The organism is Paraburkholderia solisilvae (assembly GCF_902859875.1).
Taxonomy (GTDB): domain Bacteria; phylum Pseudomonadota; class Gammaproteobacteria; order Burkholderiales; family Burkholderiaceae; genus Paraburkholderia; species Paraburkholderia solisilvae.
Window position 1 is genome coordinate 1 of sequence record NZ_CADIKF010000058.1, and the last position, 14,505, is coordinate 14,505.

Annotated in this window: 14 protein-coding genes; 13 read left to right on the forward strand and 1 reads right to left on the reverse strand. The window is 56.7% G+C overall.

Going from position 1 to position 14,505, the window contains the following annotated elements; genetic code table 11:
• Positions 1–146 precede the first annotated feature (146 nt).
• The 9 genes from HV675_RS26755 (at position 147) to HV675_RS26795 (ending at position 10,629) form a co-directional block, all read left to right on the forward strand.
• Positions 147–443, forward strand: coding sequence for an AAA family ATPase (locus HV675_RS26755; protein WP_246270564.1), 297 nt, complete (start codon positions 147–149; stop codon positions 441–443).
• Positions 444–521: 78 nt separating this feature from the next.
• Positions 522–1,732, forward strand: a protein-coding gene (locus HV675_RS26760) for an IS3 family transposase (protein WP_175114513.1) whose coding sequence is annotated in 2 segments (ribosomal slippage) — positions 522–840 and positions 840–1,732 — 1,212 coding nt in all. Because the reading frame shifts where the segments join, the coding sequence is not laid out codon by codon here.
• A 52-nt stretch (positions 1,733–1,784) separates the two neighbouring features.
• Positions 1,785–2,300 (forward strand): hypothetical protein, encoded by a 516-nt coding sequence (locus HV675_RS26765; protein ID WP_175114476.1) that lies wholly within the window; start codon positions 1,785–1,787, stop codon positions 2,298–2,300.
• A 792-nt stretch (positions 2,301–3,092) separates the two neighbouring features.
• Positions 3,093–4,025 (forward strand): hypothetical protein, encoded by a 933-nt coding sequence (locus HV675_RS26770; RefSeq protein WP_175114477.1) that lies wholly within the window; start codon positions 3,093–3,095, stop codon positions 4,023–4,025.
• A gap of 618 nt (positions 4,026–4,643) precedes the next feature.
• Complete coding sequence (locus HV675_RS26775) at positions 4,644–6,158, forward strand: SIR2 family NAD-dependent protein deacylase (protein WP_175114478.1); 1,515 nt, start codon at positions 4,644–4,646, stop codon at positions 6,156–6,158.
• 78 nt (positions 6,159–6,236) lie between these two features.
• A complete protein-coding gene (locus HV675_RS26780; RefSeq protein ID WP_175114479.1) occupies positions 6,237–7,796 on the forward strand; it encodes an LA2681 family HEPN domain-containing protein in 1,560 nt (519 codons plus the stop codon).
• Positions 7,797–7,859: 63 nt separating this feature from the next.
• Positions 7,860–8,834: a hypothetical protein gene (locus tag HV675_RS26785; RefSeq protein ID WP_175114480.1), complete on the forward strand. Its 975-nt coding sequence runs from the start codon at positions 7,860–7,862 to the stop codon at positions 8,832–8,834.
• Positions 8,835–9,643: 809 nt separating this feature from the next.
• Positions 9,644–9,940, forward strand: a complete 297-nt coding sequence (locus tag HV675_RS26790; RefSeq protein ID WP_175114481.1) for a hypothetical protein — start codon at positions 9,644–9,646, stop codon at positions 9,938–9,940.
• Between the two features lie 2 nt (positions 9,941–9,942).
• Positions 9,943–10,629, forward strand: coding sequence for a hypothetical protein (locus HV675_RS26795; protein ID WP_246270565.1), 687 nt, complete (start codon positions 9,943–9,945; stop codon positions 10,627–10,629).
• Here HV675_RS26795 and HV675_RS26800 read toward each other — a convergent pair.
• A complete protein-coding gene (locus tag HV675_RS26800) occupies positions 10,607–10,927 on the reverse strand; it encodes a helix-turn-helix domain-containing protein (protein ID WP_175114482.1) in 321 nt (106 codons plus the stop codon). The genes HV675_RS26795 and HV675_RS26800 overlap by 23 nt on opposite strands.
• A gap of 152 nt (positions 10,928–11,079) precedes the next feature.
• On the opposite strand from HV675_RS26800, the gene HV675_RS26805 reads away from it, so the two are divergent.
• The 4 genes from HV675_RS26805 (at position 11,080) to HV675_RS26820 (ending at position 14,406) form a co-directional block, all read left to right on the forward strand.
• A complete protein-coding gene (locus HV675_RS26805; protein WP_175114483.1) occupies positions 11,080–11,961 on the forward strand; it encodes an FtsZ/tubulin family protein in 882 nt (293 codons plus the stop codon).
• Positions 11,962–12,035: 74 nt separating this feature from the next.
• A complete protein-coding gene (locus HV675_RS26810) occupies positions 12,036–12,605 on the forward strand; it encodes a hypothetical protein (protein WP_175114484.1) in 570 nt (189 codons plus the stop codon).
• 207 nt (positions 12,606–12,812) lie between these two features.
• Positions 12,813–13,433 (forward strand): FkbM family methyltransferase, encoded by a 621-nt coding sequence (locus tag HV675_RS26815; RefSeq protein WP_175114485.1) that lies wholly within the window; start codon positions 12,813–12,815, stop codon positions 13,431–13,433.
• Between the two features lie 73 nt (positions 13,434–13,506).
• Complete coding sequence (locus HV675_RS26820) at positions 13,507–14,406, forward strand: hypothetical protein (protein WP_175114486.1); 900 nt, start codon at positions 13,507–13,509, stop codon at positions 14,404–14,406.
• Positions 14,407–14,505 lie beyond the last annotated feature (99 nt).

The window sequence follows — 14,505 nt, forward strand, 5'->3', positions numbered from 1 at the left end:
CATCCCGCCCGCAGAAGCTGAGGCAAACTACTATCGGCAACTTGAAACACCGGTCGCCGAACCCGCATTAACTTAAACCAACCAGCCTCCACGATTCCCGGGGCGATTCACTCGGCGGAAAGCGTCTGCTCGTCAGTCCTGAGCCTTTGCAAGAGGGCAAGGGCCGAATTTCGTTTGCGCTTAAGCTACGCGACACGAAGCAGAACGCCGCGGCCCATGCCGTTCTGAGTGAGGGAGAAAGCCGAATTGTTGCGCTGGCAGCCTTCCTCGCCGATATCACTGGCTCGGGGCAATCGACGCCGTTCGTTTTTGACGATCCGATTTCATCTCTCGACCAGGAGTTTGAGGAGCGCGTTGCTGATCGGCTGGTTGAGCTGTCCCGAACACGGCAGGTGATCGTTTTCACACATAGACTTTCATTGCTGGCTGGAACAGCCCCCTGAAAGTCCGGACACAGTCTCCCACTTACAATAGCGGGTAGGCATAAGACTGTGTACATGACTAACAACAAACGACAAGTGATGGAAGTGTTAACGGGACCTGAGCGCCGGCGGCGCTGGTCGGCGGATGAGAAGCTGGCGATGGTTCGGGAGACGTTCGAGCCCGGCAAGACAGTTTCGATGGTGGCGCGGCTGCATGGCATCAACCCGAATCAGCTATTTCAGTGGCGCAAGCTGCATCAGGACGGCAGTCTGTCGGCGGTGAGCGCCGGAGAAGAAGTTGTGCCGGCCTCTGAGCTGGGCGATGCACTCAGGCAGATCAAGGAACTGCAACGCCTGCTGGGCAAGAAGACCATGGAGAACGAGATTCTCCGTGAAGCCGTGGAGGTGATGAAGTCGCGAAAATGGATTGCGCGCTCACCCTCATTGCCGGGGGACGAGCAGTGAAGCAGGTCTGCGACGTTCTCGGTGTAGCGCGCTCGAATGTGGCGGAAAAGCTCGCGCGGCCAGCCGACTGGAAGGATGGCCGTAGCGCACGGAAAGCGGATGATGCGGACCTGGTCGACGAAATCCGGTTGCTCGTTGCTGACTTGCCGAGCTACGGCTATCGACGCGTCTGGGGCCTGTTGCGAAGCGAGAGGGAATTGCGGTGCGCAGCGCCGGTAAACGTCAAACGCATTTATCGCGTGATGCGTGTGCACGATTTGCTGCTCCACAGACGGCCTGCGCGGCCGCGCATCGAGCGTCGGCATGACGGCAAGGTGGCGGTATCCAGAAGCAATCAGCGATGGTGCTCTGACGGCTTCGAGTTTCGTTGCGACAACGGCGAGCCGCTGCGCGTGACCTTCGCACTTGACTGCTGCGATCGCGAGGCCATGAGCTGGGCCGCGACGACCGGCGGTCACAGCGGTGACGTTGTGCGCGACGTCATGCTAGCTGCTGTCGAGCATCGTTTCGGGAACGTTCGGAAAGCGCCTGCGCAAATTGAATGGCTCAGCGATAACGGCTCGGGCTACATTGCCGAAAAGACTCGGGCGTTCGCCTCGGACATCGGTCTCAAGCCGCTGACGACGCCCGTGTGTAGTCCGCAGAGCAACGGTATGGCAGAAAGCTTCGTGAAGACGATGAAGCGCGATTACGTTGCGTTTATGCCGAAGCCTGACGCGCCGACCGCTGTACGCAACCTGGCTGTCGCGTTCGAACACTACAACGACAGGCACCCGCATAGCGCGCTGAAATACCGCTCGCCACGCGAGTTCCGACGTAGAACCGATTCATCAACCTTAGTGTGAGATGGTGTCCGGTAGTACGGGGGCAAATCCACTGGCCCTTCTAGAAGATGCGTTGGATAAGGCCAACAAGAATGCGGCGACCATGGGCGGAGCTTCTCCGACACGGGCCTTGATATCACTGCGACGGCTGGGCACGCTGGTGGGCGTCGTCGATACGCTTGATGTAAGGCGAGAACGGCCCGATAAGGGCTTCGCGAAGCTGCGCGACCATCGGTTATCCGCTTTACGCAAGCTGCTCGACGCGGGCGATGTGGGTTACGACAATGAGATGAAGGCGGTTTGCTCCGATTTCCGAATACTCGTCGAGCGATCTGTCGAGAAAGTCATGCTGAGTGGCTTAATCGAGCGGTTTCGCCGGTCCGTCCAGACACAGCAGATTCGATCGCTGGCGAAGATTACGCCGGACGACTGCGTGCTAGTCGATCAAATGATGACGAAATATTCACGGTTTGAACATTCGCAATCAGATGAGATCGACGCGGACCTTCCGGGCGTTGACGAGCTTGCCGATGATCTCAAACTTATGATCGATTGGATCGGGGAGTTTGATAAACGCGCTGCGGCGTAGATCAGAGATAGGCAAATGCGGATACTGACGTACAAGCGAACGCACACGGGCGATCCAGATCGTTCTGGGCGATTTGGCATCAACGACTGCATGGGAACGATTCGAAACCTTCACTTTGATGCCGTGATCGGTGTGGGGGGCATCGGTGCCGAACCAATGAGTTTAGGAATCGCGGGGAAATTGACTTGGATCGGCGTTAGTCCTCAACGCAGCTCGGACAACAGAGGTCGGCGTGGCGATATCGTCACGTTTAACCGCTTTCTGTTAATGGACGCCGAAGGCCCAGAATTGAGAAGTGTTGCGCCAAACCTCGCACGACGCATGTACCGTGGGCGAAGTCGATTCGTGCTTGATTCATATTCTGATGTGGAACACGTCGAAGCTCTCGCCCTCCTCGAGTGGGCCTGCGAGATGACGGTGGCTCTCCCGATGCCTCGGAAAATTCGAGGTCGATGCCGTCATAATGCTTGCTCTTGCTGACATCACTGCCAATAGGCCGTGGGGCTTGACCCGCCTCCGCGAGACATCTGACGCTTGGCCGCCTCCTAGGCACAGGGCACTCAGGGACATGCTACGGGCCTCGCATCTCGAGCGGATTGGACGGTCGAAGAGCGGTTGGCGATGCGACGGCGGACAAGACGTATTCGGTGAGCGACTTGCGTCTCGCCGCCTACAAAATTTCAAACGCGCAATCGCCCTTGATTCTTGGGACATCGCGGTGTCACGGTCCACTTGGTAAGGGCGAAATATCGCGCTTTGGACAATTAAAAGCATTCCTACGATTCTAGACATATGACATCCGCTACACAAACAAAAACCGACGGCGCTGCTGCGGCTCGATTCGCCGCTGGCGTGCTCGGCATTGCTACATGCGCGGAAACCTCGGCTACGACAATGACCGAAGACGCAGCGAAGGTCGATGTCAAATTCTCCTTTCGCCACGTAGTGGTGCCCAAGAAGCTCATTACAGCACATGCTCAGATCAAAGCCGGCCCGTCTTATCGAAAGGAGTCGTCGAACGAGTATTTCATTACGCTCGGCATTGACAAGGATACGATCAACGCCCTGTCAGGAACGGGGATGCCCGGTTTGGTAATCTGGGTTCCGCCTCCACCCATGGATAGACTGTACTGGTATGCCACCGATCCACGGAGTCTATTGAAAACACCAGCTAAGATTCGTAGGTCGCAATACCTGCGGCCATCTATCCGGTACGACCTTTGCCGTCTGTACGATTACGCATCATGGTCGCGACGCCACGCGAGGCAAACCGTCGCCGCAATACCGGATGATCAGGTTATGCGAAAAGCAAAAGAGGCGTACGGAGTGCTCAAGCGTCAGATATGGGCCAATCCGCTTGTCGGCGAGCTAAAAGTCACCCGGCTTGCGTGGCGGCACATTACGCGACGTTCTAAGTCAATTACGCGTCGGATGGCATCTTTACGGATCGTACCTTATCTGAAGGCCTTCCTGGCCACTCCGCCAGATCGCTACGCTTGCAACTTTGCCGGAGTCGCGGAGTTTGGTTCGCGCACAATAGAAACGCGATACTTGATGTGTTGGTATCGTCAAGCGCTGTCGATCAACGGCGACAGCTATTCCCTCTTGGTTCGCATACGAGAAGAAATCAGCTATCCGACGAGGTGGCAATCCCGTCCGCTGAGCACAGGTGACATCCAGCAGGTCGCCACACTGGTATCGTGGTGGGGTAAAAAGGATGAGTGACGTACCCACCTCGGATTTCCGTACTGCCACCTCAGCGGAACAACTAGTCGTTTCGCTTCCGTAGGCATCTGACCGGGATGGTTGAGACGGATACGTCGATGCTGATAATACCGCAACGCTCGTATTGGCCTCATTCTTTCGCGCATACTTGGATGCGGCTGCAAACAGCAGATCGCACTCATCCACCTGAGGTCGAAGCGAAGACGGAGCGGCTATGGAAAAGTGTTCTAACGCTAGACCTCTATTCCCACCGATCTCGCGTCGAGACATCGACCTTTAGCTTTTGATCATATGCTCGCTGAGAGATTCGTGGGTCATGTGATCGTGACGCTTGCGTACGCAGTTGGGATTGACTCGCTGCGAGCACGTGGTGTTTCGTTGTGCTACGCCATCCGGGAAATGCGGGTGAAAATGGGGTGTGGGTCCGGACAGTGAGCCGATGCCTGCCGCCGTACTCGATGTGGTGGCCTTTCCAAAGCACCTGAGCAGTTCGCAATGCGAAAATCCGGCGGAATCGGGTTTTAGGTCCGCGTAATCAATACACACGACGCACTCCGACGGAAAGCAAATGCGTTCACGGTTAATCCCCGGCAATCTTTATGGAAGATGGAGAGCACGTTGACCGACAATCATTCCGAAATCGATCCATTTTCCCTGATCGATGAAATGGCCGACCTTCTTGCAAGGCACAAGCTCGTGCCATTTTTTGGAGCTGGGCTCTCCCGGCAGCATCTAGGGGTGGCCGCCGCCGAGTTAGCGGGCGAGATGGCGGCGGAGATCGGTCGCGCATCCGATACACCGCTTGCCGAGATCGCTGATGTCTTCGCTGACGAGCGCGGCCAAGCGGCGTTCATCGCCTTTCTAAACGAGAAACTCGTCGTGGCAGAGTTGGACGAACGCAAAACCCCTTCGCATCGGTTGCTCGTGAGTCTGATGCAGAATCTGCTCTACACCACCAACCAAGACAACCTGTTTGAGCTGACCGCGAGTCGATATGGCAGACATTATCGAACGGTTCTCACCGTCGATGACTTGAGCGAATCTGCGCCTGGGGAACCGTTGCTGATCAAGTTTCACGGTGACACGTCAGTGCCGGATTCACTGGTGTTTGGCGCGCGGTCGTATAAAAAACGCATGGAGGCCGAAGATCATCCTCTCGACATCAAGCTCCGCGCGGATTTGCTTGGAAAACGGCTGCTCTTTCTTGGATACAGCCTAAGGGACGAAAATGTCGCCAAGATTTTCGATACCGTGAAGCGGGCATTCAAGGGAACATTGCCCAGTTCTTATCTCGTTGCTTTTGACGACGACGCATCTCTCATGGCAACAGCCCGCGAATACCAAGTGAAGGTAATCGTTCCGTCGCGTCTTTTCCCGGTACAGCCTAGCAATGCGGAGGCCTTCGAACACTTCCTGCAGGTGCTGTGCGATGAAACGCGCAAACGACAGGTGGAACGGGGCACTGCAGACCTTTTCTCCATCGGGGTGATCAACCCGCATATCGCCACAGACTACGAAACTCAGGCTGTCGCTCATGCGATCGAGAGCGAACCCTTCGATACGGCACTCGATGCGTTCCGCGTGACATTCGACCAGACGCATGTACCCGAGCATCTTCAGCAGAAAGTAACTGAACTCTTCGTCTCGCTGGTAGCGCGCGCCGAGCCTGCCAACGCCAAGGACATGGACGCACTGAGCGCTGCATTGTTCAACTTCCGTTTGCCACCCGCATCCGCGTTGACAGCGACAGCTGCGGTCATGGCGGCCTGTAACGGTCGCCCGGCGACACGTGGTTACGACAGCTACGCCAGTCTGGTATGTCCTGCGCTACCCGATGGCTTGCAGCCCGTCGCGGCCGCCGCGGCAGTGGCCATGCTCGGCGAGCGAGGCGAAGTCATCACGGATAATTTCCGAGGTCTAGCATCTTCCTGGTTTCGGGGATATGAAAACGTTCCCGAGAGTGTGAAGGAGCAGGTGATTGCGATGATCAAGACGGCATGGCCTGGTGACAAGGAACGGCAATCGCCGCTTCACCGATCGTTTCCTTCGGTTGCCCACGGCAAGAGTTTCCATGAAATACTCGAGGGCCTTCAGGAAAAGCTTCCCAAGCGGCTGGACAATCCCACGGAATAGATTTTCGAGGAAGCGAAGTGCTACCCAACAACCACCCATAGGCCTCTCACCGATCAAACAAGGCAAGGAGCCTAGCTTATGCCGTCAATGCAGGACCGGTTTTACGAGCGGTCAGCTCATCTGACTACTTTGCTGAATAGCGATCCTGCCGAGGCGGTAAAGCAGGCTCGAGAGATCAATCTTGATACACCGGAGCCCGAGCGCTTCAACCTGATGCTGCTGAGGGCCAGTACTTTGGTGGATGGCGGCGTCTTGGTGCAACAGAAGGGTGCAATCGAAGAAGGGCTCGCGCTATTTCGTGCACTGCATGATCGGTTCCCAACAACCAACATCGCCTACAACCTGGCAAATGGGTTGGTCGCGGCGGTGGGCAACCCGCCTCGTGACCCCAGTTGGCTGGATCATCAGGAGCGTACCAAGGATTATCGCGCCGAAGCACGCCGATGCTTCTGGAAAGTAGCCCATAGTAAGGATGCCGATTATGAGCTGAAAACCCAAGCCTGGACGAACCTTGCCAACCAGTTCAGCAATAGCTATCGATTTGGCGAAGCTCATGATGGATGGCTTGCTGCGCTGGAGCTTGATCCGGAAAACGGAGTTGCAGCAAGCTCCGCAGCTCGTAACTTGTTATGGCTTTATAACCGAGGATGCTGTTCAGATCTTACGCGCATTGAGGCGATCATGTTGGCCAAGATTGCGCATCGGTATCCGGATCGGGTTATCCATTATGCTGGTGCGCAGGCTGCGGAAGAGATCGCTGCGTTCGCCAGTGAATTGGAAGATCCGCCGCAGCGATCACCACACAAAGATCCATTCATTGCGTGGGTGGAGCGCGAGCGCCTGACGCTCGCACCCGCTGTCGAACGCATCGATCCCGTCGTGGGTAAACTGGACTGGCTCATGCTTCCTGGAATTTTGGAGCGTGAATCGGGCGCAAGCGGGATGCCGCCGCCCGTGTTTGCCATGTTCAATGTGCTCAAGGGCGACTTCATCCTTGCGCGTGACCTTGCATGGCGGGCTATCGACGAAAACGTGTGGCCAGCGACGGGGCGATTTGGAGATACCCTCGATTACGCCACTTACGGCCCTGATGCGTCTGCGCTTATCTTGGCGCACCGTGCAGCCCTCGATCTGCTCGACAAGATCGCCGTAACGGCGAACCATTATTTCGAGCTTGGACAGTCGCCGGATAGGGTCTACTTTGGCAAGCTATGGCGAGGAAATGTTGACAAAGTAACCGGCGTGCGCCCACTTACCGAAAAGGTCGAGCAAGTGATTCGTGGGGGCGTCAGTGCTCTCTATGGCCTTTTGGAGTTGGCTGAGGACTACGATAACAGTGAGGGTATCCTGCGTCCGCAAAAGGAACTGCGCAACGCAGGCACGCATCGATTTGTAGTACTGCACGACTTCGGAGAACCAGCACACAGCAGACAGGCACCTGAAATTGAACGTCATCGACGGGAGCAATTTACCCAAGAGGCACTGCGCGCACTACGTGTCGCCAGGTCGGCCATTCAGATGCTCGCATTCTCGATTTCGCAACACGAACGAGGTTTGGCACAGCGGGCCTCCGGCGTTGTTGGATCCCTGATCGTTCCTGACCACGATCGGATACGTGGACGCGATAACGAGGGTTAAAACGCAACGTTTACTTATTTCGCTTTACGGGAATTGACATCTCACTTCACCCTCCATCAATTTATGGATGCACGATTCTTCTATCACAGCTTTCCTCGGCGCGGGAAAGCCGACCAAACGGTAATCGAAAAAGGCTGCCAGATCTTAACCTCGATACGTGATCTGGGGCTTCTCATGGTTCCCGAGCAAATCGAGTGGAAGCAACCCCATGCAAACGATTCGCCACCTCGAGTTCTACGCATCTTGCAGCGACGTGTCTGCTTCACAGAGCTCGCTCCGCACGAATTATCCGAACACGCCGAGAAATTCGGTGCGTTTGCACTAGAGTTCGATATTGACGTCGTTCGCAGTTTGGGAGCGCTTCCTGTTTTCTACGTCCCTGATCCAACCGCACAAGTTGCGGATGGAAGTGGCGTCGGTGCAGCGCTCATAGCAATGGCACTGGACGCAAGATCCGTTATTGCCCGAATGGCATGCTTGCAAGAAATTTTCGAAGGTACAACTCCAGTATCCGAGAAACTGCGATTCAACACTTCTTTCACGGGCAATCCGGATCTCAAGCAAAATGTCACACTCGACACGGCCGAAGCGAAACATTTGATCGCCGCGCTCGGTCATGGATTGACACCACTAGGCGGGCTGAACAGCGGATTAGGTGCGCTACTAAATTTTTTCTATCCCGCGGACAATCGGAAAGCAGATCGCCTGCTTGACTACTATCGCCAGCGCGAGTGGCGCATTGCGTGCGAATTCAGTATTCTCGGCAAGCAGGTGATTCGCGAGGTTGCACCCGCCGAAAGAGAACAAATCCTCCAAATCGATTCGGAATTCTTCACCCGAACAATCGACAGTGACTTTGGCGCTGTAGAGAGACTTAGCAAATCACTGATCTTGCCCGGTCTCAATGGCAAGCGCGTGATCGAGATGGTTAGGCGCGTCATCGTCCCGGCAGGCGCGCTTGAGCAAGCCAGGTCTGTTTTGTCGGGAATCGACAATGCACCGCCGGTCGTCGACCTCAATAGCCTAGCGTCCGGTTGATGGTGCTCGTCAGCGATCCTCGTCATTTCTGACGTAGAACAAAATCCGGTCCAATGTCTGCAAAGAGGCGAACTGCGCACTTTGCTGCCCTTTACAGCCACATTGTCGAGCAGGAAGACCTCTCCCGGAATTGACGTGCTTATGCGGCAAAATCTCGCGTCGGCGTTTCCACCATTCGGGGCAGCGCTTCTTTCACAAGCCGTGCCCCCAGTCGCGTCCCTGGAATAAACGTATCCGGACACCGGACTATTACAATAAACTTTCGTTTCCGGCCGGTGCTTGTCATGTTCAACGGCGGCTTGCTCGCGCTTCCGGTTCTTCTTCTGGTATTCGCTCACGCCCGCCGAGCCGTCCTGGGGCCATTTAAGGGGTTGCCGGGGCTGGTTTGCCACCGCCGAGCCGCCATTCCTATAGACGATGGCACCCAAATATTACACTTTTACTACAAAACCATGTGACTCCCATTTTTTGGGCAACTTTTCGGGGATAATTGCGAAACATTCGTGCTACGATTGCCGAAAATGCAGTGATTTCGATTCGTTTTGAGCCGAATTGATAGTTTTTTGTCGCAAGAAGGACCGCCTGCATCGCGCCCTTATTGTCGGAGCGAGGCGCCCGGAAAACAATCGGTAATCCTTCCATGACCGGCCTGGGATTGGTCACGGACCTTGACGTTGTCCGCTACCGTCGGCCGTTCGCTGGCCAGCCTCCGTAGAGCCTGCTTTCCCCCACTTCGTTTGCCCCGCGCCTAAAGCCGTTACGTCATCGCGGTGGCCTTCGCATGCCCTTATTAATAAGGATACCTACTCATGATATCTCACAAGCATCGAACCCCTCTGTTCCGGCTAGGCGACATCGTTGCCACTCCAGGAGCCGTCTCGCTTCTCGAGCGCACTGACACGCACCCGCTCGACCTGCTGCTGCGTCACATGCGCGGCGACTGGGGCACCGTGAGTGAGGCGGATGCGATCGCAAACCGGCTGGCCGTCGAACAAGGTTCCCGCCTGCTGTCGGTCTACCTGCTCGGTACGCCGTCTGAAGTATTGTGGATCATCACCGAGGCCGGACGGCACGCGACAACATTGCTGCTTCCAACGGAATATTGATCGTGGAATTCATCGTGCAAAAACTTCACGCCGCGCTGCATCCCGATCAGCGACTTGAAGTCGCGGCCACCCGGAAGGTACTCCATTCGGCACAGGGTCAATGGGACTCCGGCTGCACGCTACATTGCCTTGCGATGGCCGGTGCATTGCTCGGCCGCTTGCCCGATACGAGGCTTGTCTCGTGGCAGCGGCGTGGGGCGGGTGCGGCCTTCTGGGATAGGGTCTGGCCGTTCTATTTGTCCGGTGCGACGATGGACGAGCTTGCGGAACTGGTGTTCGCACTCGGATGGGGGCTTCGCCCGAAGGTCGTCGAGGGTACACACCGGAAAGTGGTGGCGTTCTGTGAAGAGCAATTGCAGCGCGGCCACCTTGTGATCCTGAGCTGGCGACCCGCGCGGAGTACACATTTGCATGCGGTGCTTGCCATCGGATTCGAAGGTCGCCAGTCCGGTCGCACATTTCAGCCGAGCACCTTACTGCTGCTTGATCCCGCGGAGAACGAACCATGGCTTGCATCGAGCAATGCACGATTAAGCTACCGCACAGAAACGTCAGGTAAGTACGCGATGTATGGCACTTACGTGACCGCCTACTCCAGACAATCCGCTGTCGTTACGGGAGCACTGTCAATCCAGCTGCCTCGCGACAAGCGAGCAGCGCGCAAAGCTACCGCAGCCGCCGCTGCCTGACCGGGGCGGGTTCCCCAACGTTGGTGCGGCGCGTACCCGTGGGTTTCAGGTTGATATTCAACGGCTCGAACAGCTGCGCGAGCGTCAGGTTCATGCAGTACGCGAGATTCGCCAGTGTTTCAACGCTCGGGTTCCCTTTGCCGCGTTCGATCGTTGAAATATAGGTGCGGTCAACCATCGCGTCATGCGCAAGCTCTTCCTGAGATTTCCCAGCCTCAATCCGGCATGCCTTGACCCGCTTCCCAACGGCGGTTGCGATCGGACTGCGTTTATCAGAAGTTTTCGCTTTGGTGCTCATGCCTTGATGATCCAGACATGAAGACAAATTCTCAACGGAATACACACGTCATTTCATGATGTGTTTACACCTGATGTATTTACACTTGATGTGTTTACGCTACACTTTTGTTCCATACCGCTGCGGTTGATGGGGCACAACGGAAAAAACCTATGGACAAACATGAAGAGGAAAAGCGCGTCATGCCCGACTGCATTGCGCTGACGGCGCTTTTCGATCCATTGCTGGTCATGCCGACGTCAGACGGAGTCCCGGCACCCGTGACCCGAATTGTTGGGGTGGGCGACACCGGTTCGCGTCTGCTTGGTCTGTTGCGTGATGCGGCGCTGCCGCGAGACGTTGAACAGATCGTGGTGAATACCCCTCAGGCTCCAGTCATAAACCGGATTCGCGACGCCGACCTCGTGCTGCTTCTGGTCAGCACCATCGAGCAGGACGCGCAGCGCGCGGTGAAAGTGATTGCGACGATGGCCCGCCTGTCCGGTGCACTGGTGATTGGCATGTTGACTCCGGACGTTAGGGACCATGCCGACGCGGGGCCGCTTCTCGCCGCATACAGAGACAGCTTCGATTCGCTCATTGTGCTGCCTGCAGCGCCACACGAGTCGATGATCGCGAAGCTTCTCGGAGCATACGTCATCGCCGCGACGGAGGGTCTGGCCTGCGGTTTCCAGATAACAGCGCCGGTGGGAGCCGATTACCTCGATGTCCGCGCAACGTTCGCCGGTACAGAGAAGGCACATATCGGAATCGGCACGGCGCAAGGTGTGGACCGCCCCCGTCATGCAGTGACCGTGGCGATTGAAGACCTCGGCTCGACATGCATGCAGCAGGCGGATGGCGTTCTGGTCCTCGTCGCCGGATCGCGCTCCCTGCGCCTGCGGGAGATTGGGGCCGTCGCAGACTGCATACAGGCATCAGTCGCGCCCAAATGCCGGACATGTCTTGCCGTGCACTACGACGCACGACTGGGCGACGTTCTTCGCGTGACCTTGATCGCGGCACGCGCGGCTGCCGGGGACACCGGCGTCTGACCAGACACGACGCCTCCGATCACAAGTTTTCGTCAGAAATCCGCTATCTACCCATCTCGCAAAAGGATTCGTATATGAATGCAAACGGCGGTTTGCAAAGCCGTAAGTTCTGGCATGCGCTCGCGCTGTCGCTTGCGCTTGTTGCCCCACTCATCGCATCAGCACATGAAGGCCCGCGTATAAAAGGACTCGCCCTCGGTGATCCACCTGTCACGGTACGGAATGCGGCTACTGCACTGACAAGGAACGGAAGCTCGTGCCATATCGACGAGAAGAAGGACACATCAAACCCGTATCTGAATCTGACGATACACACTGCCTACGGGATGGCGCTCAATTGCGGCGCGGTCGGGCAGCCTCAGTACGTCGCATTTTTCGAGTTTCGCGACAACCAGATGACGCGCTACACGGTCGGCGCGGAGTTCGCGAATGCAATCTTCAACGCAGGCGGCATGCCGCTGGCCGATTTCGCGAAGGCATTCGTTAACGCCTACGGCATTCCGCGACTTGCCCCTTCGAGTGACCAGCGCTTTCTGACCTACCGCGATGCCGACGGTGGATGGGAAGTCGATCTATACCCGGATCACAGCTTCACCGTTCGAACTGTCGACACGCCCCGGCAGCAGACGAAAAACTTTAACTGACATGGCCACCACGGCCCGGTGTCCAGCGGAAAGATCCGCGTGTCCGACATGCGTCCACTGCGATCGCCGGGTCCGCCACCTACCACCAACATGACAAAAATACTCAGAAGGCTGGTCGGGCCAACGGGCTACTACTTGTCGTTCTGTCGAACGATACGTGCTGTTCCGTTCCCCATTCGACTTCCCGTCTTCGGCAGGATATCGACGATGGCCGAAGTCCTGAACATCCACGACAACTTCGCCAAGGGTGAGATCAGGCACGATGTCATCGAACATCAACTGGAACACCCGGAACATCCTGTCGTCGTGGATTGCGGCGTGAACGTCGGCATCACGATCCGCTGGTGGCATTACCTGAATCACAACGCCACGGTCTTTGGCATCGACATGATGGCCGAAGCCCACGCATTCACCTGCAAACGCATTGGTGAGCCCAACGACTGGTACATCCCGATCACGTGCGCACTTTCAGCTTCTGATGGCAAGGCACTTAGTATCAGTTTCGATGACCCTCTGTCCGGTGAAAACAGCGTGGCAACAAGGCAGCGCACGCACACCAGGACAGTGGCAACAGCGACGCTGGACGCATCTCTTGCGGAGTACGGTCTCGAGCGCATCGACGTGTTGAAGATGGACATCGAAGGTAGCGGCGCGGAGGCCCTTAAAGGCGCGCCGCAAACGCTACGGAAAACAAGATTTGTCATCTTCGAAACCCATGGTCGCAAGGAGATATCGGGTGCGTCGGACATTCTCCATGCGGCCGGTTTCGAACTGATCGACCTGCGTAATCGCACGCTCATCTACGAAAAGCGAACTTCGGTTGCGTGAAGCGCGCATCCATCGCGGTCATCAACTGAATTCACGGCGGCGCACGTCGCCGTCCTCCGTCCGGAACATTGTCATGCTGAAGAATTGCGTCTATCAGATTTTCTACGATGATGAGAGCCGACGCGCGCTCGATCCCGGCTTCCTCCCGCTCGACAACACTGGGCAGCGTCCCGACTGGCGCGAATACTGGCCGATGAGGCGGTTCCTGCTCAGCAATACGCTCGAAGAGAACGCGCGGTACGGCTTCCTGTCACCGAAGTTCGGAACGAAAACGAAACTAACGTCTGGTGACGTCTTTGTGTACCTCGCCAGGCAGCCCGACGACGTCGAAGTTGTGATCTTCTCGCCGTTCTTCGAGCAGAACGCAATCTTTCTGAACGTTTTCGAGCAGGCCGTGCATCATCACGCTGGCATTGCGCAGGCGCTCGAAATGGCGTGCAGGAGAATCGCCCCGACCTGCGACATGCGTCACCTCGTGCAAAGCTCCGAGCAGGTTGTGTACTGCAACTACATCATCGCCACGCCGCGATTCTGGCGCGAATGGCTCGCAGCTTGCGAGATATTGTTCGACATTGCCGAGGCCAACTCTGGCATGCTGGGTCCATTGCTGAACGCCCTGGTACCGTACGGCGACATGCAGCTTCCCGCGAAAATCTTCATCATTGAGCGCATGGCCTCGCTCCTTCTTTCGATCAGGGCATTCAGGTCGCGAACCATGGAGATCGAGCGCACAACCCTGTCGACTCCGGACTGGGTGCCGCACACCAATCTCCTCATCATGCTCGACGCGTTGAAGTACGCTGCGCTCGGAACAGGCAGGGAGGAGTACGTCAAGGTATTCGATGTTGAGCGCAATCTACTGGCCGGAACGGTTAAGCGCGAGCGTGAAGCGGGGAAAGAGCTTGTTCAGGATGTTAAACAACCGAACCGCGCAGCTCGCCGAAAGGCGGCGCTTGGAAAGCAGAGGAAATAGGAATAGCTACAAACGTTCTCCTAAGCTCGACACTGTCGGCTTCGGGGCGGAAAAGCCCTCGCGCCGAAGTGGCGCGAGGCGTAAGGACAAAAATGCGTT

Excerpts from the sequence above, each read along its gene's own strand:
- HV675_RS26770 (WP_175114477.1), top strand. The coding sequence starts at position 3,093 with ATGACATCCGCTACACAAACAAAAACCGACGGCGCTGCTGCGGCTCGA.
- HV675_RS26780 (WP_175114479.1), top strand. The coding sequence starts at position 6,237 with ATGCCGTCAATGCAGGACCGGTTTTACGAGCGGTCAGCTCATCTGACT.
- HV675_RS26785 (WP_175114480.1), top strand. The coding sequence starts at position 7,860 with ATGGATGCACGATTCTTCTATCACAGCTTTCCTCGGCGCGGGAAAGCC.
- HV675_RS26790 (WP_175114481.1), top strand. The coding sequence starts at position 9,644 with ATGATATCTCACAAGCATCGAACCCCTCTGTTCCGGCTAGGCGACATC.
- HV675_RS26800 (WP_175114482.1), bottom strand. The coding sequence starts at position 10,927 with ATGAGCACCAAAGCGAAAACTTCTGATAAACGCAGTCCGATCGCAACC.
- HV675_RS26805 (WP_175114483.1), top strand. The coding sequence starts at position 11,080 with ATGGACAAACATGAAGAGGAAAAGCGCGTCATGCCCGACTGCATTGCG.
- HV675_RS26810 (WP_175114484.1), top strand. The coding sequence starts at position 12,036 with ATGAATGCAAACGGCGGTTTGCAAAGCCGTAAGTTCTGGCATGCGCTC.
- HV675_RS26815 (WP_175114485.1), top strand. The coding sequence starts at position 12,813 with ATGGCCGAAGTCCTGAACATCCACGACAACTTCGCCAAGGGTGAGATC.
- HV675_RS26820 (WP_175114486.1), top strand. The coding sequence starts at position 13,507 with ATGCTGAAGAATTGCGTCTATCAGATTTTCTACGATGATGAGAGCCGA.